This window comes from Streptomyces sp. A01 (genome assembly GCF_059026195.1).
In genome coordinates this window covers 73,937-98,784 of sequence record NZ_JBWLKN010000028.1, presented here as the reverse complement: position 1 = coordinate 98,784, position 24,848 = coordinate 73,937, and the positions used below count along the sequence as shown (strand labels likewise).

The window sequence follows — 24,848 nt, the reverse complement described above, 5'->3', positions numbered from 1 at the left end:
CGGCTGGGACCGGCAAGGAATCCTGCTGGTCACCTACGGCGCAACGGTCTTCGCCGCGCTCTTGGTGTCGTATCGCTGTCTGCCGATGGAGATGGCCGAACATCCGTGGGTGTTCGGACCGGTTCTTATTCTGGCGATGGCCTCAGTGGTTCACAGCTATACGCGGATCACCAAGCTGTGGGAATCGAAGGCCGCACCAGCGCGGCAACCGGAACCGCGACTCGAACCGCAACCCGAACTGGTGTGAGTCATGTCGCGACAGGGTGTGGGCTGAGCGCTTCCCGGGTGGGGCCGGGAAGCCGAACGGATGCGGGCGAAGAACCTCCTGGCACAGTTCGCCGTCCGTAGAGATCGGCCTGCCGCTGGAGGACGTGGTTCCTGCGGCCCGCGCGTACCAGTGGGTGAAGACGCGCGGCGTCCCCACGGCGCCCTCGCCATGGACACGCCCGCTGGTACCACGAGGGCCGCAGCAGAGTCAGCAGCCTCAAGCCGTGGCGAGGTCAGCGTCAACGGGACGCGCGCGTGCGCGAGCGGTTGGCCTTACGGACCGCGTCGAGCAGCTCGGACTTCGACATCCGTGACCGTCCGTCGATGTTCAGCCGCTGCGCGAGATCGTAGAGATGCTCCTTCGTGGCCTGCTCGTCGATGCCCTCGCCGCTGCGTCCGCCCTGCTGGCGGGGCCGGGCCGACTGCGGGTCCGAGGGGCCCTTGCGGCCGCCCTCCTTGCGCTCCCAGTGGTCGCCGACCTTCTCGTGCGTGTGCTTGAGCGCACCGTAGGCGACCCGGTGTGCCCGCTCGCCCTCGCCGTACTCCTCGACGGCGGAGTCGTGCGCCTTGATCCATGTGCGCTGGGCATCCTTCGGGGAGCGCCCAAGGGTGGACGGCAGCTCCTGTCGTCCGGCATGTGACTCACCTCCTCATGGCGTGGCTTCCCGTGGGCCGGGTTCCCGTCGCAGGGCCGCCGTAACGGCGGCGCCCGGCCCGCGGCGGAGCAAGCGCTCCAGCCCGCGCACGGGGTGTGCCACTTATTCCGCAGCGGCCGGGGGAAAGCGGGCTGGGTTCCGGCGTGGAACGCGACAGCTTGCACATGGCCGGACAGCCGTGGCGAGACCGCGGCCCGCCATGCCCGGCCAGCGGTCCAGCACGCGACCGTGCGGTGCGTACGACCCGTCCCGCCGGAGAGCCGCAGGGACCGGGCCGGGTCACCCGGCGCGGATAGAGTGACGGCTTCGGGGATCTTGACAGGACCCTGATGCCTCCACTCCGCGTGGAAGAGAACAGGACGAAGGGACACGTACAGGTGGCAGGACGAATGGCGGGAATGTGGCATTCGCTGTTCACCACGCACCCTGCCCGTACCGTCGTGATGGCGTTCGCGGGGGTGGTCCTGCTCGGGACCGGGCTGCTGTCCCTGCCGCTCGCTTCCGAGGGTGGCGGCGCGACGGGGTTCGTCCCCGCGCTGTTCACGTCCACCTCGGCGGTGTGCGTCACCGGCCTGGCCGTGGTGGACACGGGCACGTACTGGAGCGGCTTCGGTGAGGGCGTCATTCTCGCGCTGATCCAGCTCGGCGGCTTCGGCATCATGACCATGGCTTCGCTGCTCGCCCTGCTGGTCTCCGGGAAGCTGCGACTGCGGATGCAGCTCACCGCGCAGGCCGAGACCAAGAGCCTGGGGATCGGTGACGTACGCCGTGTCCTGCTCGGGGTCGCCGGAACAACGCTGATCGTGGAGCTGACCGTCGCCGCGATCCTCGCTCTGCGCTTGCGGTTCTCCTACGACAACTCCATCGGCGACGCCGCCTATCTCGGTTTCTTCCACGCGGTGTCGGCCTTCAACAACGCCGGCTTCGGACTCCACACGGACAGCATCACCCGCTACGCCGAGGACGCATGGGTGACCCTGCCCATCGCCGGGGCGGTCATCCTGGGCGGCATCGGCTTCCCCGTCCTGCTGGAACTGCTGCGCCACCGCAACCGGCGGCGCACCACCGGGCGTCGAGGCTGGTCCCTGCACACCAAGCTCACCCTGATCACCACAGCCGCTCTGCTCGGCAGCGGCACCATCCTGACCTGCGTACTCGAATGGACCAACCGCGGCACCCTCGGCCCCATGGACTGGCCGGACAAGATCCTCAATGGCTTCTTCCACTCGGCCATGACCCGCACAGCGGGCTTCAACGCGCTGGACGTCGGCGCCCTGAACGCCTCCACCCTGCTGCTGTCGTGCATGCTGATGTTCGTCGGCGGCGGCAGCGCCGGCACTGCCGGTGGCATCAAAGTGACGACGTTCGCGGTACTGGCCGCGGCCATAGTCGCCGAGGTGCGGGGCGAGCCCGACTCCGCCGTGCTGGGCCGCAAGCTCGGCCCGCACGTCCTGCGTCAGGCACTGACCGTGGCACTGCTCGGCGTGGGCCTGGTCATGACCGCCACGCTCGCCCTGCTGACGCTCAGCCGCGAGCCCTTCGAAGCCGTGCTCTTCGAAGTCGTCTCCGCGTTCGCCACCGTCGGGCTGTCCACCGGCATCACGGCCGGTATACCGGAGACCGGCCAGTTGATCCTCACCCTGCTCATGTTCGTCGGCAGGCTCGGACCGATCACCCTCGTCTCGGCACTCGCCCTACGCGAAAGAACCCGCCGCTACCAGCTACCCGAGGAGCGACCCGTCATTGGGTAAGTACCTGCACTCTCTGCACCGCGGCCGCCGCAAGCGCCGTGGGGGCCGGCCGCACCCCGCGACGGGCGACCAGCGCGTCGTCGTCATCGGCCTGGGCCGCTTCGGCAGCTCCCTCGCCAACGAGCTGATGCGCCGCGGCTGGGACGTCCTGGGTATCGACTCCGACGCGCGCCTCGTCCAGAAGTACAGCGACTCCCTCACCCATGCCGCCGTCGCCGACTCGACCGACCCCGAGGCACTGCGCCAGCTCGGTATCGACGAATTCACCAGTGCGGTCGTCGGTATCGGCACGGACATCGAGGCCAGCATCCTGGTCACCTCCAACCTCCTCGAAGCAGGAGTGCCCAACATCTGGGCCAAGGCCATCAGCCGCCAGCACGGTCAGATCCTGGAGCGCCTCGGCGCCCACCACGTCGTCCTGCCCGAACATGAGATGGGCGAGCGTGTCGCCCACCTGGTGACCGGCCGCATGCTCGACTTCATCGAGTTCGACGACAACTACGCCCTGGTCAAGACCATCGCGCCCACCATCGCCACCGGTGTCCCGCTCGGCGAGAGCCAGGTGCGCAGCAAGTACGGAGTCACGGTCGTCGGCATCAAACGCCCCCACCAAGACTTCACGTACGCCACCGCCGAGACCGTCGTCGAGGCAGGCGACGTCATCATCGTCACCGGCAAGACCCAGGCCGTCGAAGCCTTCACCAATCTCACCTAGTACGGGAAACCCGCTCCACCGCCCCAGCCGCGCAGCCACGGTCGTGAACGGCGAACCGGAGGGAAGCTGCCGGGTCCCGGCAGGTCCCCTCCGCCGGGCATGCCCGCCAGGGGCCTGACAGGAACGCGTAAAGACCGCGTACAGTCCGCTGCGGAGTGCCGGGAAGCCTGGTCGGCGATCAGGGGACAGTTGTCTTTGCCGATCGGGGGATCTCTCTCATGGTGCTCGTCGCCGTCTTCGGTGCCGTTCTGCTCCTAGCGGTTCTGCTCTCCGGGCTCGCGGCCCGGACCGTTCTTTCCACATCCCTGCTGTTCCTCGTCGGCGGTTCGCTTCGGCGATCGTGGGGCGCAAGGAAGTCCCCGCGAAGCTGCGGCAACTGCTGAACGTGGAGAGCGGCATCAACGACGGCCTGGCCCTCCCGGTCGTCCTGATCCTCATCGCGGCCGCCGGCCCGACCATTGGCCACGCTGAGGCCTCGCTGGGGACGATCGGCCTGGAACTGGGGCTGGGACTGGCATTCGGCGTCCTGCTGCCGCTGTTCGTCAACTGGCTCATCCGCTTCCGCCTGCTGGGCGCGGAGCCCAAGCTCCAGCCGCTGCTTCCGCTGGCCATCGGGGTCATTCTGTACGGCCTGTGCCATCTCACCCACGCCAACCCCTACCTCGCGGCGTTCTCCGCGGGGGCCGTCCTCACCGCCGTGTCCCCCGAGGCCAAGGCGGCCTTCGAACCGCTGGGCGAGGCGCTCGCGGAGCTGGCGAAGTTCGCTGCCCTGCTGGTCTTCGGCGCATTGCTGACCCCGGAGCTGTTCGGTGACCTTTCGTTCGGCGGTTACGTCGTGGTGCTCCTGGCCATCGTGGTGATCCGCCCGGCGTCGCTGCTGATCTCGCTCATGGGCACTTGCTTCGACCGCCGCGAGAAGCTGGTCGCGGCGTGGTTCGGCCCGAAGGGCTTCGCGTCGGTCGTCTACGGACTGCTCGTTCTTCAGGCCGGCATCCCGCAGGGTGAGCAGGCGTACACCCTCATCGCCGTCTGTATCGCCTTCTCCATCGTCGCCCACAGCAGCACCGATGTGCCTATCGCTCGCATCTTCCACGTCGACGACCTCGCCGGCATCCTCGGCGCCCACGACAAGCCCTCACCCGAGAGCATGGCGACAGCCCAGCCCACCGGCCGTTGCGACGACGAGCGCGACAGCGGGTAAAGGGGCGGTGGCGGTCGCCTGTCGTCGTCAGGGACAGAGCGCGGCGACGTCGTAGAGGTCGACAGCGGCCACGAGTGCCAAGGGGAAAGCCGCCTCAACGCGGCACCGCGAGCCCTCGCGCGCGAGGACGACTTTGGCGGGGGGCTTCCAGTACGCGAGGACTACGGAAGCCCCGCCGTATCGGCTTATACGGGAAGGGTGACTCGGATGCTTTTCGATGGGCCCGGGCCCAGGTGGATGGCCACTTCGCTGGCGAAGTGGCGCACGATGAACCAGCCGAATCCCCCGGGCTTGGCCGGGGAAGGGGGGAGTTCGTGCGGCAGCGCGGAGCTGTTGTCGCTGACGGTGATATGGAGTCGGTTCCGGGAACGGCTGAGGGTGAAGCCGGTGACGCCCGCGGCGTGCCGGAAGGCGTTGGTCACCAGCTCGGAGACCACCAGCAACACCGTTTCCGTGGCCTCCTGAGTAGGCGGGCAGGAAGAGGCGGACAGAAAGCTACGAGCGATCTGTCTGGCTTGGGCGCTGCTGCGTACACAGGTGGTTATGGTCTCGAAAGGGCTACGCGCTCGGTGGTTGACGGTGTCCGTCTGGCTCATGCGTTTCTCCCATGCTCGATGGCGGAAAACCGGATTCCGCTCCCCTTTTTGAGGAACTGCCCCGTTTCGCCTTTTCTGCGACGTGCTCGCAAAGCTCCGCCATTTCGAGCCCTGCAGTCACCTGTGAGGATTCAGCTACCCGATCATTTCGCCGCGAACCGCGAACCGCTTCCGCGCGCGGGGGGCGCAGCCACCAGGGGCTTGGCCCGCAAACACCCGCCCGCGAAGGGGGCGGAGGCACGCAGCCGCTCGGCTGGGCTCGTCCGGCCCGTGCCCGTGTCGGGATCGCCGTCGAAGCGAGCGCCCCTCACGTTCTCACCCGTCGAACAGCTTGCCGATCCGGACTCCCACTGGGTGGTTTAGCTCCTCTTCTCTCCGCCAGGCCGCTACTGCGGCTGAACACTGAGCTCCTCAGCCCATCCCCTCTGGAGGAGACGGTCGTATGGCTGGTGGGACGATTCTCTTTGCTTTACAGGAAGACCCGAACGGTGATGGGGCGGGAGCCGATCAACTCCGGCGTATCCGCAGTGCCGTGGAGGCGCATGGTCTGGACGTGCGCTGGGTGAGAACCGGCAGTGACGCGCGAGCGGTGCTGCTGACGGAGGCCGGGGTGGCGGCCGTAGTGGTCAGCTGGAGCCTTCCCTCCGGCAGCGGAGACAAGGACGAGTCGGGAAGCGCAGCCGTATTGCGGCAGATCGCACGGCGCTTCAAGGACCTGCCTGTCTTCCTCGTGATGGCGGGTGACGCCGATGAGGACCTTGACCAGCTCCCTCTCTGGGTCGCTGAGAGCGTGGTCGGTTACGTGTGGCCGCTGGAAGACACCCCGGCCTTCATCGCAGGACGGGTGACCAGTGCGGCCAACTCGTATCGCGAGTCGATGCTTCCGCCCTTCTTCAAGGCACTTCGCCACTTTGGGGATTCGCATGAGTACTCCTGGCACACACCAGCGCATTCAGGCGGCGTGGCGTTCCTGAAGTCCCCGGTCGGCAGGGCCTTCTTCGACTATTTCGGAGAGCAGGTCTTCCGCAGTGATCTGTCGATCTCGGTCGAGGAGCTCGGCTCCCTCTTCGAACACACCGGGCCGATCGGGGAGGCGGAGCGCAATGCCGCCCGCATCTTTGGTGCGGACCGGACCTATTTCGTCCTGCACGGAGACTCGACGGCAGACCGCATGGTGGGGCACTACAGCGTGACCCAGGATGAGATCGCCCTGGTGGACCGCAACTGCCACAAGTCGGTCCTGCACGGACTGGTCCTGTCCGGTGCCCGGCCGGTCTATCTGGCGCCTACTCGCAACGGCTACGGACTGGCCGGTCCCATTCCTCCCTCGGAGCTCAGCGCCGAGGCGGTGGCATCCCGGATTTCCGCTCATCCCCTGACGGAACACGCCGTCTCCCCGCGGGCGCGGTACGCGGTGCTCACCAACTCCACGTATGACGGCATGTGTTACGACGCCGTCGATGTCGCACGGGCACTCGCGCCCAGCACCCCGCGGCTCCACTTCGACGAAGCGTGGTTCGCGTACGCACGGTTCCACCCGCTCTACGCGCGCCGGTACGGGATGTCCGTGGGCCCGGACACCTTCGACGCGCCCGAGCGACCCACGGTGTTCACCACCCAGTCCACCCACAAGCTGCTGGCGGCCCTCTCGCAGAGCGCCATGGTGCACGTCAAGTCCGCGCCAAGGGCGCCGGTGGAACATGAGCGTTTCAACGAGGCGTTCATGATGCACGGCACCACTTCACCGTTCTATCCCGCCATCGCCTCGCTGGATGTGGCCGCCGGGATGATGGACGGTCCGCAAGGAGAGTGGCTGATCGACGAGGCGGTGACCGAAGCGGTTCGCTTCCGGCAGGCAGTGGTCCGCACCGGGCGGCGTATCGCCGAGGCCGGTGACCGGCCTCCGTGGTTCTTCGGCGTCTGGCAGCCGGAGACGGTGACCGACCCGGCGTCCGGCAAGCGCATCGCCTTCGCCGACGCGCCAACCGAGCTGCTCCGCACGGAAGCCTCCTGCTGGCAGCTCGAACCGGAAGCCGCCTGGCACGGCTTTCACGGCCTGAGCGACGGATACTGCCTCCTTGACCCGATCAAGGTGACACTCGCCTGTCCCGGCATCAACGCCGTCGGCGAGACCGGGGACTGGGGTATCCCGGCCCGCGTTCTGACCGCCTACCTGGCCACGCGGAACATCGTTGTCGAGAAGACGGACAGCTATACCGCGCTCATCCTGTTTTCCATGGGCATCACCAAGGGGAAATGGGGGACGCTGCTGGACGGCCTGATGGACTTCAAGGCCATGTACGACACGGAGGCGCCGCTGGACCGGGTACTGCCCGAACTGGTGGCGCAATACCCTCTGCGATATGCCAACACGACGTTGAGAGCGCTGTGTCAGCGAATGCACGACCATCTGCGTGCGGCGAATCTCGTCGCGCTGCTGGACGCGGCCTTCCAGGAATTGCCCTTGCCGGTCGCCCCGCCACAGCAGTGCTACCGGCAGTTGGTCCGTGGCGGGACCGAGCGCGTGCGGATCGCCACCGCGGCCGAGCGGGTCGCCGCCGCCATGGTCACCGTGACTCCTCCCGGGATTCCGGTCCTGATGCCGGGCGAGTCCACCGGTACTCTCGACGGCCCGCTGCTGCGCTACCTCGGCGCGCTGGAATCGTTCGACCGCGAGTTCCCCGGATTCCGCAGCGAGACGCACGGTGTGTCCATCGACCCGGACACCGGCGACTACCTGATCGAATGCGTCCGCCAGGACCAGGAGGCGAGCCTGCGCTCCGCCGACACCCGGGAGCGAGTCGTTACGCCACATCCGCGAGAGGAGCACGCCCCCGACGTGTCCAGTCCCCCGCGGTCTCGTCCCTGATCTCATCGGGCGGTACGGAGGAATGGAGTCCGACCCGTCGCGTCGGCAGAGGGTCGGCACAGGCCGGTTCGCCGTCCGCCCCTAGACTCGGCGAATGGCGAAATACTTCGACGTGCATCCCGAGAATCCGCAGCGGCGCACCATCAGCACTGTGGCCGACAGTGTCCGCTCGGGCGCGCTCATCGCGTACCCGACGGATTCCTGTTACGCACTGGGATGTCAGATCGGCAATCGTGACGGACTCAGCCGGATTCGATCGATCCGGAATCTGGACGATCGACACCACTTCACCCTGGTGTGTCAGACCTTCGCGCAGCTGGGGCAGTTCGTGCACGTCGACAATGACGTGTTTCGTGCGATCAAGGCAGCGACGCCCGGCCGTTACACCTTCATCCTCCCCGCGACGAAAGAGGTGCCGCGCCAGCTGCTGCATCCGAAGAAGAAGACCGTCGGAGTCCGGATGCCCGACCATTCCATCACTCAGGCTCTGCTCGCCGAACTCGGTGAGCCACTGCTCTCCAGCACCCTGCTGCTGCCCGACGAGGAGGAGCCGATGACGCAGGGCTGGGAGATCAAGGAACGGCTCGACCACTCGGTGGACGTCGTGCTGGACTCCGGCGACTGCGGCACCGAGCCGACCACGGTCATCGACTTCTCCGGCGGCACCCCCGAGATCGTACGCCGAGGGGCAGGCGACACCACTCACTTCGAGTGACCAGACCGATCGCATCACTGCGTGCCGGGCGGTACCGCGCACCCGACGCCCCAGTTCCGCGGCCGCCACGCGTCGTGCGCCCCTGCCCGGGTGGGCCCCCTGGGCCTGGGAGTTCGAACCTTTCGAACCTTTCGAACCTGACGTTCACGCCTTCACAGCCCGGTCGGCAGCTGATGCGGAAGGGCTCCGGCGGATCACCGGAGCCCTTCATGATGGCGGCGTCAGAGATCAGTAGGCGACGCGTCCACTGACGTTGCGGTCGAAGACGAGGTAGAACTTCGCGCCGTTTCGGACATCCGTAGCCGCCCTGCCCCAGGACCCGGCACTGATCCAGCGATTGCCGTTGCACTGATGCGGCTTGTTCTGGCCCTTGAAGAAGCACGTCTTCACATTGGTGCCACGCTTGGGCTTGACGTTGATGTCGGCGCAGTTCTTCGTGGCGGTGGCCCACTTCGGGTAGGCGGGCCACACCTTGTTCGTCGTGCTGAAGTTCTTGCCGCTGCCGTAACAGGACTGAGGCGCGCTCGGCTCCGCGGTGGCCGCGCCCGCTGTAGCGGTACTGGTGGCACCGATGGAGAGACCTGCCGTCAAAGCGAAGGCGGCCAGTGTGGTGATCAGCTTTTTCTGATGGATCACGGACTTCTCCTTCTTGGAGTTCGCCGAAAACGCCCGACTGGCGTTCCGGGCCAAAAGTGAGGCGGCGACACCTCATGCGGCTGCGGGAAGGGCCCCGGCTGCCGCACCAGTCGCCAGTTGTCGACCGACGGTGGGGCGGGTGTGACCGTTGAGGGGCCAGGAGGCCGCTGTGGCGATTGCGAGGGCGATGCTCGTGCGTGGGTGTATGGGCTGACTTCCCCCGTAGATTCTTGGCTGTCGGTGCGGCACCACAACCGCCGTGCTGGTGCCTGCCCGTCCCCGGTGCGGGCAGGCCGCGCTCGGCCTGCCCGCGGTGTGATGACCGATGAGAGGCGAAGCGACCCCGGTCGACGGAGCGGCGGCTCTGGGCTTGCCTCAGATATTTCAACGGCTGGCGCGTTGTCTCACAGCCCGATTCCGTGCTGGTAGACAAAACAACGGTCGTCAGCCGGAGCGCCGAGGTTGGCGTGCGAGCGTCTTCTGCGCCACTGCGGCGCCGTGGTGGGCTGGGTCCCCACTGGCCAAGGGGGAGAGACAGCGGTGGGGCGTCGGGAGAAGCCGGTCGATCCGGATGCGGGTCCGGTACAGCGGTTCGCGTACGAGCTGCGCAAGCTGCGTGAGGACGGTGGCACACCGACCTACAGGACGATGGCCAAGGAGTCGGGCTACTCCGTCGCTGCCTTGGCCCGCGCGGCGGCAGGGGAGCACCTGCCGTCACTGCGTGTCGTGTTGGGATATGTGGCGGCGTGCGGTGGCGACGCTGAGGAGTGGGAGCAGCGCTGGGACGAGGCTCGGCGCGAAGAGGCCGCCCGAGTGCCCGAGCCGCAAGAGGAGCCCGTCCATCCGCCGTACCGGGGGCTGGCCCGTTTCGAGGCTGACGACAGCGGTCGGTTCTTCGGCCGCGACCAGCTCACCGACGATCTCACCCACTTGGTGGGGGCTCACCGGTGCGTGGTGGTGTTCGGCCCGTCCGGCAGCGGCAAGTCCTCCCTGCTGCGCGCTGGGCTGATCCCTCGGCTGCGCGATGCCCGGGAGGCGGACGCACGACCGGCAACGATCCGGATCTTCACCCCGGGTCCGCGGCCCTTGCGCGATCACGCGAAGCTGTTCACACCGGCTGCGGCGCCGGGCGACACGTGGCTGATCGCTGACCAGTTCGAGGAACTGTTCACTCTCTGCTCCGAACCGGAGGAACGCACCCGGTTCATCGAACTGCTGCTGAGCGCCCGGGACCCCGGCAGCCGACTGCGCGTGGTCCTCGGGGTACGGGCCGACTTCTACGCCCGCTGTCTGACACACCGGGGCCTGGCCGCCCTGGTCCAAGAAGCGAGTCTGCCGGTCGGCCCGATGACACCGGCCGAGCTGCGCGAGGTGATCATCAAGCCCGCCGGCGCCGCCGGGCTGATCGTCGAGCGGGCCCTGACCGCCCGCCTCCTCGCTGAGAATGCCGATGAACCCGGGGGCCTGCCGCTCCTGTCGCACGCCCTGCTGGAAACCTGGCGGCGGCGTCGCGGCCGCACTCTCACCCTGGACGCATATGAATCCACCGGCGGTGTGCAGGGGGCCATCGCACAGACCGCCGAGCACTTCTACACCAGCCTGTCGCCGCGGCAAGCCGACACCGCCCGCCGCATCCTGCTGCGCCTGATCACCCCCGGTGAAGGCACCGGGGACACCCGCCGCCCCACCGGTCGGGCCGAACTGGCCGCAGGCGACCCGGCCGATGTCCAACTGGTTCTCGAACGGCTGGCCCGAGCACGTCTGATCACCCTGGACCAGGACACGATCGACCTCGCCCACGAGGCCCTGATCAGTTGCTGGCCCCGGCTGAGCCGGTGGATCGACCAGGACCGCGAACGCCTCATGGCCCACCGGGGCCTGACGGCGGCCGCTGATACCTGGCAAGGACTCCAGCACGACCCAGGAGCCCTCTACCGGGGCAGCCGCCTGAGCGCGGCCGAAGAACACTTCCCCCCACCCGACGGCCAGGACGACCTCACCGTCTCCGAGCGACGATTCCTCGCCGCGAGCGTCGCGGCACGCGAGGAGGAATACCGGCTGGCCGCCCGCCGCAACCGCAACATCCGGTACCTCGCCGTCAGTCTCGCCATCCTTCTGGTGGTCGTGACCAGCATCAGCGTGCTCGCCATCAGCCAACGGCAGAAGGCGGAGCACGCACGACGCCAGGCCCACTCACGTCAACTGGCCGCACAAGCCACGGAACTGGTCCGGTCCCGGCCGGGAGCGGCCATGCTGCTCAGTGTGGCGGCCTACCGTCTCGCGCCCACCCTGGAAGCACGCAGCGCGCTACTGGCGATGTCCACTCATGAGTACTACCAAGCCCGTCTCGCAGGCCACGCCGACGCCGTCTCCGACCTCGCCTTCGCTCCCGACGGAACGCTGGCCACGGTCAGCCGCGACCGCGCCGTGAAGCTGTGGCACCCGCGGCAGCGCACGAGGGCCGCCAAGCTCAACGCTCACGACACCTGGCTCAGGGCGATCGTCTTCAGCCGCGACGGCCGTACGTTCGCCACTGGAGGGGACGATCGCGAAGTAGCCCTGTGGAACACCAGAACGCGCGAACGGACGGCCACTTTGACCGGAGCCGCCGGAACGGTCAAGAGCATCGCCTTCAGTCCCGACGGCCGTACCGTGGCCGGCGCGGGTGAGGGACACACCGTCACCCTGTGGAGCAGGACACGCCCCACCGCGCGACGTACTCTGGCCGGGCGCCCCGGCCCGGTCAACGCCGTGGTCTTCAGCCCGGACGGGCATACGCTCGCCACCGCCGGCCAGGACGGCACCGCCCGGCTATGGGACGCGTCGACGGGCCGGCAGCTGGCGGTACTGACTGGGCACACGAAGTCGGTCGACGACCTCGCGTTCAGCCCGGACGGCCGGAGTCTGGCCACCGCCAGTCAGGACCACACCGCCTGGTTGTGGGACGTCGCCCGCCGCACCGCGCGTGCCACCCTGCGCGGCCACTCCGGGCAGGTCAGGACCCTCGTGTTCAGCCCGGACGGCCGGACCCTCGCCACGGCCGGACACGACGAGACCGTCAGGCTCTGGGACCTCGGCCGACGCACCCTCCGCGCCACCCTCAACGGCCACAACAACAACATCTACGCCCTCGCCTACGAACCGCGCGGCTCCTTCCTCGCCTCAGCCGGGGAAGACGGCACCGTCACCCTGTGGGACCCCCGGCGTATCCCACTCCGGGGACACACCGACCGCCTGAACCAGGTCACCTTCAGCCCCGACGGCCGCACCCTCGCCACCGCCAGCGACGACACCACCGCCGTGCTGTGGGACACCCGCGAAGGCTCGCCCCGGGCCACCCTCCGCGACGGCACCACCCCCGTCAACTCCCTCGCCTTCAGCCCCGATGGCCGCGCCCTCGCCACCGCCACCGGAACTCCCCAGAAGCACCTCGCCGACAACAACCTCACCCGATGGGACATCAGCGAGAAACCCGCCGCTACCAGACTCAGCGACCGCACCGACCGGGTCACCGACGTCGCCTTCAGCCCCGACGCCCAAACGATCGCGGCGGCGACGGCAGAGCGGTCCGTCCTGCTCTGGGACGCCCGGCGCCGCCCCCGCCTGACCACCCTCGTCCAGGACACGGCAGCTGACGACATCAGCATCAACGCCATCGCCGTCAGCCCCAACGGACGGCTGCTGGCAACGGTCGGCCACGACGGGAAAGTCTGGCTCTGGGACCTCGCCCGCCGTACCCGCGTCGCCACTCTGACCGGCCATACCGAGTCCCTCAGGGATATCGCCTTCAGCCCCGACGGCCGCACCCTGGCCACCGTCGGGGTGGACCAGACCGTCATGCTGTGGGACACCGCCAGCCACCAACGCCGCGGCGTGCTCAAAGGCCACACGGGAACCATCAACGCCGTGGCATTCAGCCCGGACGGCCGCGCGCTCGCCACCGCCGGCGCGGACAGGACCGTCATGCTCTGGGACCTCCGGCGTGCGGCCGCCACGGCTGTCCTGACCGGCCACACCGGCCCGGTCCGCGCGGTGGAATTCAGCCCCGACGGGCAGCAGCTGGCCTCGGCCGCCGCGGACCACACCGCCATGCTGTGGAGCACCGACCCACAGCGCACCATGACGCGCCTGTGCACGGCACTCACCCGCAGCACCACCCCGGAAGAATGGCAGCAACTCAATTCCGGCTCCCCCTACAACCGGGTCTGCCACCGCACGTGACCGGCGAGGCACGTCCCCGGTCGCAGCGAAGATGATCGGCCATCCCGCCTTCCAGTGCGGATCTGGAACCACGCGACCGCAACGATCACCTCACGACGGACGCGCCACCGACCGCCCCGCCGTGGCGTCCCGCCGGGCGGTAACGGCTCGATTCGCCCCCTTGCACGTCAGCCAACGGTACACACCGGCCAACGCTCAGATGATCGCGAAAACGCCCTAGGCCCCCGGCCCCCCGGGTCATCGGTCGCTGGGACCGCGACCGGGGCCCGATGCGCGGATGATCATCGCGCGTCTACGCTCCAGTCCACGGCCACGCGGCCCGAGCGTGGCGCCAGGAAAGGGGAGCCCCGTGCCGTTCACCGGCCAGAGCCACATCCGTATTGCCCGCCCGTCCCGTGATCTCGCTGAGGCCGAGCGGTTCTGGGTGCGAGGACTCGGACTCAGCGTGCTGTACCGCGCCGAAGGGGACGGCACACCGGGAGAACACGACCTGCTGATGGTGGGCCGCCCTGACGCGACCTGGCATCTCGAACTCGTCCACGAAGCGGCCCACCCAGTCCAGCCGCGCCCCACCGAGGAGGACCTCCTCGTCGTCTACCTGGACGAGCCTGTCCCCGACGAACTGATAGCCCGCCTTCAGGAACACGGCGGCAAGCGCGTCCAGTCGCCGAACCCCTACTGGAACGAGTGGGGCGTCACCGTCGAGGACCCGGACGGCTACCGGCTCGTGCTCTGCACGCGTGCGTGGTCCAACTCCTGAGCCCGATGGGCCGTCCAAGGCTTCTCACGCGGACGGCCTGACCGCCTTGTACACGGCGTCGATCCCGAGCGCACCACCGTCACCGAAGAGGGGCGCGCACTGGCCACGTTGATGACCGACGGCGACAGCGATCGCGTACGGATCGAAGCCTCTCCGCACTGAAAAGTGAGACCCCGGACGGGAGTACGTCGACGACCCGCCCCTCGCGGTCCAGGACGCCGGTCTGTTTCCCGCACCCGGCCGGGTGGCCGCGGCTCTCCCCCATCGGCCCGCCCCGGCTCAGCCGGGGATACCGATCTCTCAGGCTCCCCGGAACTCCACGCGCGCGAACCCACGGTCCCGGTGGTCGCCGGGCGGCCCGCACATCATGGCGGGGCAAGCGGCCCGCACGTCACGGCGGGAGGGAGGACAGCTCCTCGTCACGGCCGGAGGCGTACGCCCAGATCATGTGACCTACGCGCGGCTTGGAGCCGGGGCGGGTCAGCGCGAGGGCCCGGGCCTCCAACTCCTGGTCGATCCTGGTGCCCCGTTCCATGATCAGGCGCAGATGCTCCCGCTCCGAGCCGACGGTGAAGGTCTCCAGGAAGAGCGTCGGATCGGCCATGTCCTCGAACAGGCCCCACAGGGAGGCGCCCGTACGCCGACGGGACATACCCACCGGCCGCATCGCCTCGATGAACGCCTCGGCGTTGGCGCGGTCCACGCGCCACTCGACGGTGACCAGAACGGGTCCGGCGTCCCTTCCCGGCATCGCGACGTCGGGGACGTCCGCCCAGACCTGGGCCGGACGCACGTCGACCGGCCCAGCCGGCATGGGAAGCGCCCGCATGCTCCCCACCGTGGTCAGCAGGAGGCCGATGGCCGCCATCACGAACGCGGTGCCCACGCCCAGCCGGTCGGCGACGACGCCCCAGCCCACACCGCCCAGCGCCTGCCCGCCCATGAAGACCAGCTGGTAGTAGGCGAGTCCGCGGGTCCGGGCCCAGGCAGGCAGCAGGACCTGCGCGGAGGCGGAGAGCGTGGACAGGACCGCCACCCAGGCCAGACCGGACACGATCAGGGCGGCGGCCACTCCCAGCGCTGACGGCACCAGGCCGATCGCCGCCATGGTCGCGGCGTAGACCACCATGGCGCCCGTCACCAGGACGTTCGTCTGAAGGCGTGCCCGGATCGACGGCAGCACGACCGCCCCCAGGACGGCCCCCAGTCCCACGCTGCCCAGGAGCAGGCCGTACCCTCCGGCACTGAGGCCCAGCGGTCCTCTGGCGATCGTGGGAAGAAGCGCCCACAGTCCACCGGCGAAGATCATGAAGAGGCCCGAACGGCCGATGACCGCACCGAACAGCGGGGCGCTGCGAACGTACCGGGCGCCCGCCCGGATGGCGTCGCGGATGTGCTCGGAGCCGAGCGGCCTGTGGGTCACCGGCCGCTTCCACGTGTACAGCACCACGAGAACGCCGAGGAAGGACAGGGCGTTGAGGGCGAACGTGGCCTCGGGGCCCATGACGGCGATCATCGCGCCGCCGAGAGCGGGCCCGGCGGCGCGCGCCACATTGCCGTTCGCGCTGTTGAGCAGGGCGGCCTGGGGGATCTCCTCCCGGCTGACCAGGTCGGGCTGGATGGCCTGGAAGGAGGAGATGCAGAACGCCTCGCCCACCCCCATCAGCGCGGTCAGCGCGAGCAGCAGGCTCTGCGTGGCCGCGCCGACCGCCGTGACGCCGGCCAGTCCGGCCGCGCCCAGGAACATCAGCAGCTGCCCGCCGATCAGCAACCGCCGTTGGTCGAGAATGTCCCCCAACGCCCCGGCGGGCACCACCAGTACGAAGACCGGCAGGGTGGTCGCCGTCTGCACCAGGGCGACCTGGAACGCGCCGCCGCCGAGGTCGCCCATCAGCCACTGCGCGCCGACCGTCTGCATCCAGGTGCCCATGTTGGCCGCCAGCTGGGCGATCCACAGGGCGCGGAACACCGGTCGGCGCATGGGCGCCCACGCCGAAGGCTCCGGGCCCCAGTCCTCCGCGAGTGGCTGCTTCACCTGAACGCTCTCCTCGTCATCGGCATCATGGAGCTGTCCACGCCTTACATGACAAGGGATGCTATTACCCGAAACGTCCCGTATCGGGACGGTCGGGTCCGCGCCGCCGCTCAGGCCTCCAGCTGGGGCTCGGCGGCCACGGTCGTGACGGGGGTGGGGACCCTGGTGCCGACGCTGCGGTAACGGATGGGCAGGTCGGCCATCTGCTCGGGGGGCAGGCAGTTCTTGCCGTCGATGAGCAGCCTCGGATCGGCGAGCTGCGAGGCCATCCGCGACCAGTCGGCCTCGATGGCCTGCGGCCATTCGGTCAGCAGGACAACGGCGTGCGCGCCACGGAGCGCGTCGGACAGATCCTGTACGGCGTCCGCGGCCGGGAAGAGCCCGGCGACGGCCGCCGCGTCGGTGGCCGGGTCCCAGACCCGTACCCGGGCCGCCTCACCGAGAATCGCCGGGACGACGGTGCGGCTGGGAGCGGCCCGCAGATCGTCGCTCCACGGCTCATAACGTACGCCGAGGACGGCGATCGTCGCCTCGCACAGCGCGGCGCCGAGTTCCGCACGCAGAATCCGCAGAGCGAGGCCGGCCTGCGCCTCGTTGACGGCGATCGTGGCCCGCAGCAGGGGCGCCGGTATGCCCGCGCCGCTCGCCCAGTGGGCCAGGGCCGCCGTGTCCTTCGGCAGACACGAGTCGCCGTAGCCAAGGCCCGGCTGGAGGAAGGCGTGCCCGATGCGGGGGTCGTAACCGACACCCTGCATGACCTGGTCGATGTCGGTGTCGGACCCGCAGCACATCCGCGCGATCTCATTCGAGAAGCTGATCTTCATGGCGAGGAAGGCGTTGCTCGCGTACTTGATCATCTCAGCGCTGGTAGGAGTCGTCGCGACCCATGGGCCCTCCACACCCGCGTACAGCTCACGCAGCGCCCGCCTGCTGTCGTCACTCCAGGTCCCGGCGACGACCCTGGCCGGAACGGCCCAGTCCTCCAGGGCGCTGCCCTGGTTGAGGAACTCGGGGTTGTACGCGTAACGCTCACGCAGCCACGGGTACGCGTCGGCGAGTCTGCCGCTGGTGCCGGGCGGCACGGTGGATTTGAGCACCACCCGCGGAACGGGCGTCAGGCTCCCGACCTTTTCCAGCACGGCGGTCACCTGGGACAGATCCGCGGCCCCGTCGGGTCCTGGCGGCGTGCCCACGGTGATCAGCACGATGTCGAACGGGGTACGCCGGTGGCTTGCCGCGAGGTCGCCGACGAATCTCAGCCGCCCGGTGGCCGACGCGGCAGCCAGTTGCCGGGGCAGGCCCGGTTCGAAGACCGGCGCCTCGCCCATGTTCAATGCGCGCAACCGGCCGGGGTCCTGCTCGACGCCGGTGACGCTGTGCCCCTGCAGGGCCAGCGCGACCGCACCCGTCAGTCCGACGTACCCCTGCCCGACGACTGCTACTCGCATCACCAACCACCTCCTTCTTGCGGCAGTGCCCCGATAGCCCGGACAGCGCCCCGGCGGTGCCACGAGCGCCGATGACCAGGAGGGCCAGGATGAGTGCCGGGAAATCGCCTCCGGCTTGGTGGGAACGCGGGCGGCTTCCGTGCCCGCTTTCCTCATAGCACCCCACCCGAGCGGTGATCGCATCTGGTGGGTGACGGTGGCACCCGGGAACTCCTGGGAGCTCCCGGGAACAGCGAATCGCCAGCGGCACAGCCCTTGGCAGGCCGCTGCTGGGGCGGGCACCCGGCGGACCGTGGTCGCTCATGGCGACCGGGTAGTGACCACCGCGCAGGATGCACTCGGCGTACTCGGCGTGCGGGCCGTCGCCGGTCTCCTGACGCTCATGCAGGACGGGGGTGTCGTGTGGCCCTTCCCTTCAGCGATCATCGTTGCCATGCAGGAACCGACTGACCATCAGGCCCACCGTTCCGTCGAGAGCCCGGCACCCGGGCGCCGCGCCTGGGGAGTGGCCGGGGCGGTGTGCGCCACGCTCTTCGCGGTGCTGCTGCCGCTGGTCGTCACCGAGTGGGGGCCGCTGATGTCGGCGGACCGGGACGTCGCACGCAGCCTGCACGGCACCGCCGTGGACCACGACGGCTTGACCGAGACCAACCGCGTCTTCTCGGACTGGATCTGGGACCCGTGGGCGATGCGGGCGCTGCTCACCGCCGTCGCGGGCTGGCTCTGCTGGCGTGGCCGCTGGCCGGTCGCCCTGTGGCTGGCGGCGACGGCCGCCATCGCCACCGCGCTCCAGCAGGGAGTCAAGGCCGCGGTGGGGCGAGACCGCCCGCGCTGGCCGGACCCGGTGGACTCGGCCCACTACTCGGCTTTCCCTTCCGGGCACGCACTCACAGCGACCGTCGCGTGCGGGCTGTTGCTGTGGCTGCTGGCGGAGCGCGGCGCGGCGGCCCGCTGGCTGCGGGTCGCCAAGGCTGCGGCGCTGCTGTCCGTCCTCGGTGTGGGCTTCACCCGGGTATACCTCGGGGTGCACTGGCCCACCGACGTGCTGGCCGGGTGGCTGCTTGGCACCGTCCTGGTAGCAGGGGCGATCCTCGTCTACCCGGCCGCGCACCGGCGCCGCACCTGACCGGCACGTGCCCTCCGCGGGGCCTTCCGCACGGAGCGGAGCGGTGTCGTCACCGAGCGGGACGGTGCCCGCGCGGCTCTGCCGTGTCGGGCGTCAGCGGGTCTGCCGGTGCGGGCCCCGGGCGACGGCAGCCTGAGGGGGGCGGGGCCGGTACGGTGGCTCTTTGAAAGTTCACCGACATCACCGCCCGACATCGCGCTGAACTCCCGGAAGGCTGCACCGCCGCTTCTACTGCGATAATGACGCGCGAGCCGCGAGCCGTAGTGGCCGGGTGGCGCGTGGTGGGTCGGGATGGCCGTGCGCGCTAGCCAGCTCCTGCGTGTTCCTGTCGGGCACGACGCTGAGCGGTGGAGCACCTTCCACGGCGAGAAGACCCTGGTCGTAGCCGCTCGTACGGTCACGTCCACCGTCCGGGTCCTTGAGCGCCTGCCTGCTCTGCTGCGCGGCGACACCCGGGTGAACGTCGTCTTCGCCTACGTCCCCTCCTCCGCCTTCAGCAACGGGGTGCTCGACGTCCTCCACTACGCCGGTTGCCGGGTCATGCCGTGGGATCAGCTGCGCGATGTCAGCCCCGATCTCATCGTCTCCGCGAGCGAGAACATCGACGTCCCGGACGGCGACTGCCCTGTGCTGGTCCTGCCGCACGGTGTCGGCTTCCAGAGATTCGTGCCGGACTCCCGTTCCCGGCGCAGCCGCCTGTCCGGCGTCGTGCCGGAACCACTTCTGGAGGCGGGCCGGGCCTGGCTGGCCATCTCCCTTCCCGACCAGGAAGCTCAGCTGCTCGCCTCGCATCCGAAGGCAGCGGGGCACACCCTGCTCGTGGGAGACCCCTGCTTCGACGAACTGCGGGCCGGCCTCGCCCACGCGCCCGCCTGCCGGCGCGCGTTGGGCGTCGAGGACAGCCAGCGGCTGGTCGTGCTCAGCTCCACCTGGGGCCCCACCTCACTCCTCGGCCAGGTGCCCGATCTGCCCGCGCGACTGCTCGCCGAGCTGCCCTGCGACGCCTACCGGGTGGCCGCCATCGTCCACCCCAACGTCTGGTCGGGGCACGGTGCGTGGCAGCTGCGCACCCTTCAGGCCGCCGCCCTCGACGCGGGACTGCTGCTCATCCCGCCGGTCCACGCCTGGCGGGCCGCGCTCGAGGTCGTGAAAGCAGTAGCGCCCGTCCGCGACGTCGAGGAGGCGTGCCCCCTCCAGCACGTCAAGCAGCGACTCCGCCGTCGCGGGGTCGATGTCCGCGGCGACCGCGGCGGTCCCGGCGTCGAAGGTGCGGCCGGGAATCCAGGCCACCAAGCGGTACAGCCGGGCTACGTCCGGGGGGAACTCCCGGTAGGTGAGATCGAACACCGCGGACACCGAATGGTCCTTCCCGACAGCCATCCCTGCCAGCCGTCCGGCCTCGTCAGCGAGTTCGGCGGCCAGCCTGGTCATGGTCAGTTGCTTGCCGCTGACCAGACGGGCCGCCAGCACGCTGAGCGCCTCCGGCAGCCCGCCGCACAGCTCGACCAGCCGCTCGGCGGCCACCGGCTCCGCCGCGACGGCCTCCTCACCGCGTGAGTCGGCCAGCAGCCGCAGACCGCTGGCCTTGGCGAACGGTTCGAGGGCGCGCAACTGGGCGCCGCTCATGGAGAGTTCCCCCAGTCGGCCGCTGCTCGTGGCCAGCAGGACGCTGCCCCTCCCTTTGGGAATCAGCGACCTGACCTGAGCGGCGTGGCTGACGTTCTCCAGGACGACGAGTAGCCGCCGACGTGCCGAATGTGTCCGGAACATCGTGATCCGGTCTTCTCGGGACGTCGGAATGGCCGTTTCACCGACACCGATCGCCCGCAGGCACTTGCGCGCGGCCTTGGAGACGTCACCTCCCCCGGAGCGGCCGCTCAAGGTCGCGTAATCGACGTAGACCTGTCCGTCGGGGAACAGCTCCCGGCCCCGCTCCGCCCAGTGGCGGACCGTCGAGGTCTTGCCGACGCCGCGCATGCCGTAGACCAGCCCGAGCCCCACCCTTTCGATGGCCGTACGACGGGCACCGAACCGCTCGTCGAGCCATGCGATGTCGTCCGTACGGTTGACGAAGTCGACCAGCAGAGGCGGGACTTCGTCCGGCTTGACCTCAGGGCCCGGCGCAGGCTGCGGCTGGACGCTGAAGGTGATGCCGCCGTGAATCTGCTGCGCCTGGACGCTGGGCCCGTACACCGCCCCTGACAGCTCGTTGACCGAGCGGGGAAGGTCCTGGCCGGCACGCGGGGGGTCGGGCGGCGCGTCGGCGCCGTCGCTCGTCATGCCGTCCCCGTGACCGGGCGAGATGGTGTCACACCCGGCACCGCGAGTGCCACCGGTCCAGCTTCCACAGATCCCCCTTGACCGCACCTCGTACGCATGACCATGCGCATCACCGAAGCCACCGTAGAGAGACAGTGGCCTCCCGCGGTGGTCCGCTCCCTGCCCGGCGCGCCGGGCGGGTGACCCGGCCGACCGGTCGGCGATCGGCGGCGCGGCTCGCGCGGGAGCCGGGCGACGGGGAGCCGGGGGCTGAACGAGGCGGCGGGTCGCGCATGAGCGGGGCCAGTCTGGACACCCGGACACGATGGCGCGGAAAGGAAGAACACACAGGAGAGACAGCGGCGTAGACGGTGGGGCCGGGCGCGAGGTGACGCCGGGGCCGGATGAGCAGGTGGAGCGACGGGCCCCGGGCAGACCGAGCGAGCTGCCGAAACGGTCGTGGTGGGCGGTGCTGAGGGGGACGGTCAAGGAGTTCAAGGACGACGAGCTCGCCGACCGGGCCGCGGCGCTGACGTACTACGGGGTGCTTTCTCTCTTCCCGGCTCTGCTGGTGCTCGTATCGCTGCTGGGCATCGCCGGAGAGGCGGCGACCGGGCAGGTTCTGGACAACGTCCGAAAGCTTGCCCCCGGCTCGGTGCGGGACGTCCTGCGCGACGCGGTACAGCAGTTGCGGGGCAACGGCGGTACCGGGTCGGTCGTGGCGATCGTCGGTCTGGTGGTGGCGGTGTGGTCGGCGTCAGGCTACGTCGCCGCCTTCATCCGCGCCTCCAACGCCGTCTACGACATGCCCGAGGGCCGCCCGGTGTGGAAGGTGCTGCCGATCCGCCTCTGCGTGACCGTGGTGCTGATGGTCCTCACCGTGATCAGTGCGCTGATCGTGGTGTTCACCGGCGGCCTGGCCCGCCAGGCAGGCACCGCGCTCGGCATCGGGGATACGGCGCTGACGGCGTGGTCCATCGCGAAGTGGCCGGTCCTGCTGGTGCTGGTCACGCTCACGATCTCGATTCTGTACTGGGCGACGCCGAACGCGAGGGTCCGCAGCTTCAAGTGGATCACGCCAGGCAGCGTTCTCGCGCTGGTGATCTGGATGATCGCCTCATCCGGCTTCGCGTTCTACGTGGCGAACTTCGCGTCGTACAACAAGACCTACGGCACCCTCGCAGGCGTGGTCATCTTCCTGGTCTGGCTGTGGATCAGCAATATCGCGATCCTGCTCGGCCTGGAGTTCGATGCCGAGCTGGCCCGGCAGCGCGCCATCGCGGGCGGCTACCCCGACGACGAGGAGCCGTACGTCCCACCCCGCGACACCCGCAAGTGGAGCGAGGAAGACCGGCGGCGTCTTGAGGGAACGTGAGGGAACCTGAGGGAACGTGAGGGAGCCCTGAGCAAGGGAGGCGACCGGGACCGGCTGACGCGGTGACGGTTGCGGCCCCCGTTCCAGCCCCGGCTCCGGGTCTCACCGCACCGGGTGGCGTGGTGACGACTGATCGCCAGGCGCTGGGTTAGCGGACGTTTCCTCTCGGGAAGCGGCAGATCATGAGAGTACTGGGAGAGCTACGCGAGGCCGATCGCCGACTGACGCAGCGGGTGGCGTCCTGGAAATCGGCCTGGGCGCGGCAGGCTATGCCGGCGGTGGAGGAGGCCGCCGAGCACACCAAGCTGTGGTGGGGCATGGCCGGGGTCATGGCCGTCTTCGGCGGGTGGCGGGGCTGCAAGGCCGCGGCGGCGGGCCTGACGGGGATGGCTGTGGCGGAGCTTGTGTCGAACGGCATCGGCAAGCAGTTGTGGGAACGGCGTCGGCCACCGAAAGAGTGGATTTCGCACCAGGAAGTGCACGAGCGGCCGGAGTCCTCCTCCTTCCCTTCCGGGCACACCGCCGCGGGGATCGCGTTCACCGCCGCTGTCGCACCGGTATGGCCACCGGCGGGCGCGGTATGTGCGGTGCCGGCGGTGATGGTGGCCACCGAGCGGGTGCACACCGGCGCGCACTACCCCTCCGACGTCGCCGTCGGCGCCGCGATCGGCCTGGCCGCAGCCGCCCTGGTGCACCGCGCGCCCCGCTTGTTGCTGCGCCACCTGTGGTGACGCGGACGGCCCGTCACGCCGGCAGCCGGACCCGGCTCGTTCCCCGCGTACCTGTTACCTGGCTTCCTGAGGTGAGCTTCCCGGCGGTCGGCGGCGCGCGGGCGGTGGCGGGAAGACCTCCTCAGCCACCCGCCCGATTCTCGGCTACCCGCCCGTTTCGGGCGCGGACCGCGAGCCGCTTCCGCGCGCGGGGGGCACGGACACCACCGGCAGCGCCTTGGTCAGGTCATCGGCGTACGACGGCGGGCGGCAGGGCACCAGAGAGCTCCGCACCCGGTAGCGGGCGTGCCCACCGTCCGGATGCACCGCCAGGCCCACGGTGACCGGGCCCGCGAAGCTGTAGGACCGCTCGGCGGCGTACCGCCGGATCTCGGCGGCCAGCTCGGGACCGAGCCGCTCACGGTGGACGGCCAGCCGCTGGTGGCTGTCCTCGGGAAGCTCGATGGAGAAGCAGTTGGGCACCACGGTCCGCCCCCGCCCGAGAATCAGGGCGTTGTCATCGCATTCCCGGCGCAGCACAGCGACCACTTCCATGGGTTTGGTCACCGGCTTGCGCACCGAGGTCCACACGGTGGTGGTCCAGCGTTCCATGGCACGTTCGATTCGTCCGATCACGTTCATCGTCTGCGCCTGTCCGTTTTCCTCCGGCCCATGTTCACCCGTCCAGGTCGTCCCCCGCTGCTCTCGGGACCCAACAGCCACCGCCGCGGCACCGCACCAGCGCAGCACCGGATCGGTGATCGGGCTCCGTGCTGGGGGCGTTCCGCGAGGCAGGTCGGTGATCGGGCTCCGTGTCGGCCTCGGTAAGGGCCTGGCGGAGTTGGTCGAGTCCGGGTAGTCCGGCGAGGCCGTCCGCGGTCCGGTACATCCGGCACGACAGTCCGGCGGGGCGTCCGGGCTCGGCGAACGGGTCGCGGCCATCGATGAGGACGGTCGGTGAGCCGGTGAAACCGATGCGCTCGGCTTCGGCCGGGTCGGCGATGACCCGCGTGGTGAACGTCGTGTCATGCAGCCCGGCGTCGTCGAGTGCGCGCCGCAGCCGGTCGGTGGTGGGCTTCTCGTGGGGGCAGTCCGGTACGACCAGGACCTGGATATCCATGGTCCCAGGATCGCGCGTACGGTCGTCTCATGCGGCGCCTCATGCGGCGTCAGGAAACGGACGAAACCGACCGGTGGCCCTCCGCGCCCGGGAGGACGCGCGGAAGGCCACCAGGCGGCACATGAACCCGCTACATGTTCATGGGACAGATCCCGCTACACGGGACAGCTCTCGCTACATGGGGTAGATCTCGTCGCCGCCCGTCTCGCTCTGCTGCTCGCTCTGCTCCTTGAGCCGACGGGCCTTGTCCTTCAGCCGCTGACGCTGTTCCGGGTCTGTGGCACGCTCCGCGGCCTGCTCCATCTCCTGCGCCTTGGCCCGCATCTGCCGGATACGGCCACTGGGCTCGTCCGCGATACTCATGATCATTCACTCCATAGGTGTCTGC

General features: G+C 69.5%; 19 protein-coding genes and 2 pseudogenes. 11 read left to right on the top strand and 10 right to left on the bottom strand.

Annotation, left to right across the window (positions count from 1 at the left end):
• Positions 1-247: pseudogene (locus AC5P1B_RS29395) on the top strand (inositol phosphorylceramide synthase); the annotation flags it as partial.
• 259 nt (positions 248-506) lie between these two features.
• On the opposite strand, the gene AC5P1B_RS29390 reads toward AC5P1B_RS29395, so the two are convergent.
• Positions 507-887, bottom strand: a complete 381-nt coding sequence (locus AC5P1B_RS29390) for a ChaB family protein (RefSeq protein WP_493890977.1) — start codon at positions 885-887, stop codon at positions 507-509.
• 425 nt (positions 888-1,312) lie between these two features.
• Here AC5P1B_RS29390 and AC5P1B_RS29385 point away from each other — a divergent pair, with 425 nt between their 5' ends.
• From AC5P1B_RS29385 to AC5P1B_RS29375, 3 genes and pseudogenes are all read left to right on the top strand, one after another.
• The gene (locus AC5P1B_RS29385; protein WP_493890964.1) at positions 1,313-2,674 is read left to right on the top strand and encodes a TrkH family potassium uptake protein; all 1,362 of its coding nucleotides are present in this window, start codon (positions 1,313-1,315) and stop codon (positions 2,672-2,674) included.
• Complete coding sequence (locus AC5P1B_RS29380; protein ID WP_493890963.1) at positions 2,667-3,389, top strand: potassium channel family protein; 723 nt, start codon at positions 2,667-2,669, stop codon at positions 3,387-3,389. The genes AC5P1B_RS29385 and AC5P1B_RS29380 overlap by 8 nt, the downstream gene beginning before the upstream one ends.
• A gap of 218 nt (positions 3,390-3,607) precedes the next feature.
• A pseudogene (locus AC5P1B_RS29375) lies at positions 3,608-4,590 on the top strand (cation:proton antiporter domain-containing protein).
• Between the two features lie 185 nt (positions 4,591-4,775).
• On the opposite strand, the gene AC5P1B_RS29370 reads toward AC5P1B_RS29375, so the two are convergent.
• Positions 4,776-5,186 (bottom strand): ATP-binding protein, encoded by a 411-nt coding sequence (locus AC5P1B_RS29370; protein ID WP_493890962.1) that lies wholly within the window; start codon positions 5,184-5,186, stop codon positions 4,776-4,778.
• A 442-nt stretch (positions 5,187-5,628) separates the two neighbouring features.
• Here AC5P1B_RS29370 and AC5P1B_RS29365 point away from each other — a divergent pair, with 442 nt between their 5' ends.
• Together AC5P1B_RS29365 and AC5P1B_RS29360 are read left to right on the top strand one after the other, a co-directional pair.
• The gene (locus AC5P1B_RS29365; protein WP_493890961.1) at positions 5,629-8,055 is read left to right on the top strand and encodes an Orn/Lys/Arg family decarboxylase; all 2,427 of its coding nucleotides are present in this window, start codon (positions 5,629-5,631) and stop codon (positions 8,053-8,055) included.
• 94 nt (positions 8,056-8,149) lie between these two features.
• Positions 8,150-8,770 carry an L-threonylcarbamoyladenylate synthase gene (locus AC5P1B_RS29360; RefSeq protein ID WP_493890960.1) on the top strand — a complete coding sequence of 207 codons (621 nt, stop codon included), beginning with the start codon at positions 8,150-8,152 and terminating at the stop codon, positions 8,768-8,770.
• 228 nt (positions 8,771-8,998) lie between these two features.
• Here AC5P1B_RS29360 and AC5P1B_RS29355 read toward each other — a convergent pair whose 3' ends face one another.
• Positions 8,999-9,406 (bottom strand): hypothetical protein, encoded by a 408-nt coding sequence (locus AC5P1B_RS29355; protein WP_493890959.1) that lies wholly within the window; start codon positions 9,404-9,406, stop codon positions 8,999-9,001.
• A gap of 540 nt (positions 9,407-9,946) precedes the next feature.
• Between AC5P1B_RS29355 and AC5P1B_RS29350 the strand changes: the two genes are divergently transcribed.
• Positions 9,947-13,627, top strand: coding sequence for an nSTAND1 domain-containing NTPase (locus AC5P1B_RS29350; RefSeq protein WP_493890958.1), 3,681 nt, complete (start codon positions 9,947-9,949; stop codon positions 13,625-13,627).
• 349 nt (positions 13,628-13,976) lie between these two features.
• Positions 13,977-14,387 (top strand): VOC family protein, encoded by a 411-nt coding sequence (locus AC5P1B_RS29345; protein WP_493890957.1) that lies wholly within the window; start codon positions 13,977-13,979, stop codon positions 14,385-14,387.
• Positions 14,388-14,778: 391 nt separating this feature from the next.
• Here AC5P1B_RS29345 and AC5P1B_RS29340 read toward each other — a convergent pair whose 3' ends face one another.
• Together AC5P1B_RS29340 and AC5P1B_RS29335 are read right to left on the bottom strand one after the other, a co-directional pair.
• On the bottom strand, positions 14,779-16,422 hold the full coding sequence (locus AC5P1B_RS29340) for an MFS transporter (protein ID WP_493890956.1): 1,644 nt from the start codon (positions 16,420-16,422) through the stop codon (positions 14,779-14,781).
• A gap of 110 nt (positions 16,423-16,532) precedes the next feature.
• A complete protein-coding gene (locus tag AC5P1B_RS29335; RefSeq protein WP_493890955.1) occupies positions 16,533-17,870 on the bottom strand; it encodes a UDP-glucose dehydrogenase family protein in 1,338 nt (445 codons plus the stop codon).
• Between the two features lie 433 nt (positions 17,871-18,303).
• On the opposite strand from AC5P1B_RS29335, the gene AC5P1B_RS29330 reads away from it, so the two are divergent.
• Positions 18,304-18,996 (top strand): phosphatase PAP2 family protein, encoded by a 693-nt coding sequence (locus AC5P1B_RS29330; RefSeq protein WP_493890953.1) that lies wholly within the window; start codon positions 18,304-18,306, stop codon positions 18,994-18,996.
• 228 nt (positions 18,997-19,224) lie between these two features.
• Here AC5P1B_RS29330 and AC5P1B_RS29325 read toward each other — a convergent pair whose 3' ends face one another.
• A complete protein-coding gene (locus AC5P1B_RS29325) occupies positions 19,225-19,860 on the bottom strand; it encodes a hypothetical protein (protein ID WP_493890952.1) in 636 nt (211 codons plus the stop codon).
• 78 nt (positions 19,861-19,938) lie between these two features.
• The gene (locus tag AC5P1B_RS29320; RefSeq protein ID WP_493890951.1) at positions 19,939-21,276 is read right to left on the bottom strand and encodes a hypothetical protein; all 1,338 of its coding nucleotides are present in this window, start codon (positions 21,274-21,276) and stop codon (positions 19,939-19,941) included.
• Between the two features lie 304 nt (positions 21,277-21,580).
• On the opposite strand from AC5P1B_RS29320, the gene AC5P1B_RS29315 reads away from it, so the two are divergent.
• Positions 21,581-22,630, top strand: a complete 1,050-nt coding sequence (locus AC5P1B_RS29315) for a YihY/virulence factor BrkB family protein (RefSeq protein ID WP_493890950.1) — start codon at positions 21,581-21,583, stop codon at positions 22,628-22,630.
• Positions 22,631-22,812: 182 nt separating this feature from the next.
• Positions 22,813-23,361 (top strand): phosphatase PAP2 family protein, encoded by a 549-nt coding sequence (locus AC5P1B_RS29310; protein WP_493890948.1) that lies wholly within the window; start codon positions 22,813-22,815, stop codon positions 23,359-23,361.
• Between the two features lie 144 nt (positions 23,362-23,505).
• Here AC5P1B_RS29310 and AC5P1B_RS29305 read toward each other — a convergent pair whose 3' ends face one another.
• The 3 genes from AC5P1B_RS29305 to AC5P1B_RS29295 all read right to left on the bottom strand — a co-directional run bounded on the left by AC5P1B_RS29305 (position 23,506) and on the right by AC5P1B_RS29295 (position 24,823).
• Positions 23,506-23,976, bottom strand: coding sequence for a DUF3662 domain-containing protein (locus tag AC5P1B_RS29305; RefSeq protein WP_493890947.1), 471 nt, complete (start codon positions 23,974-23,976; stop codon positions 23,506-23,508).
• Positions 23,977-24,016: 40 nt separating this feature from the next.
• Positions 24,017-24,460, bottom strand: a complete 444-nt coding sequence (locus tag AC5P1B_RS29300; RefSeq protein WP_493890946.1) for a DsbA family protein — start codon at positions 24,458-24,460, stop codon at positions 24,017-24,019.
• 174 nt (positions 24,461-24,634) lie between these two features.
• A complete protein-coding gene (locus tag AC5P1B_RS29295; RefSeq protein WP_493890945.1) occupies positions 24,635-24,823 on the bottom strand; it encodes a DUF6381 family protein in 189 nt (62 codons plus the stop codon).
• Between the last annotated feature and the right edge of the window lie 25 nt (positions 24,824-24,848).

Coding starts and splice junctions, on each gene's coding strand:
- AC5P1B_RS29335 (WP_493890955.1), bottom strand. CDS start 17,870: ATGCGAGTAGCAGTCGTCGGGCAGGGGTACGTCGGACTGACGGGTGCG.
- AC5P1B_RS29300 (WP_493890946.1), bottom strand. CDS start 24,460: ATGGATATCCAGGTCCTGGTCGTACCGGACTGCCCCCACGAGAAGCCC.
- AC5P1B_RS29295 (WP_493890945.1), bottom strand. CDS start 24,823: ATGAGTATCGCGGACGAGCCCAGTGGCCGTATCCGGCAGATGCGGGCC.
- AC5P1B_RS29330 (WP_493890953.1), top strand. CDS start 18,304: ATGCAGGAACCGACTGACCATCAGGCCCACCGTTCCGTCGAGAGCCCG.
- AC5P1B_RS29310 (WP_493890948.1), top strand. CDS start 22,813: ATGAGAGTACTGGGAGAGCTACGCGAGGCCGATCGCCGACTGACGCAG.
- AC5P1B_RS29360 (WP_493890960.1), top strand. CDS start 8,150: ATGGCGAAATACTTCGACGTGCATCCCGAGAATCCGCAGCGGCGCACC.
- AC5P1B_RS29365 (WP_493890961.1), top strand. CDS start 5,629: ATGGCTGGTGGGACGATTCTCTTTGCTTTACAGGAAGACCCGAACGGT.
- AC5P1B_RS29370 (WP_493890962.1), bottom strand. CDS start 5,186: ATGAGCCAGACGGACACCGTCAACCACCGAGCGCGTAGCCCTTTCGAG.
- AC5P1B_RS29320 (WP_493890951.1), bottom strand. CDS start 21,276: ATGACGAGCGACGGCGCCGACGCGCCGCCCGACCCCCCGCGTGCCGGC.
- AC5P1B_RS29385 (WP_493890964.1), top strand. CDS start 1,313: ATGGCGGGAATGTGGCATTCGCTGTTCACCACGCACCCTGCCCGTACC.
- AC5P1B_RS29315 (WP_493890950.1), top strand. CDS start 21,581: ATGGCGCGGAAAGGAAGAACACACAGGAGAGACAGCGGCGTAGACGGT.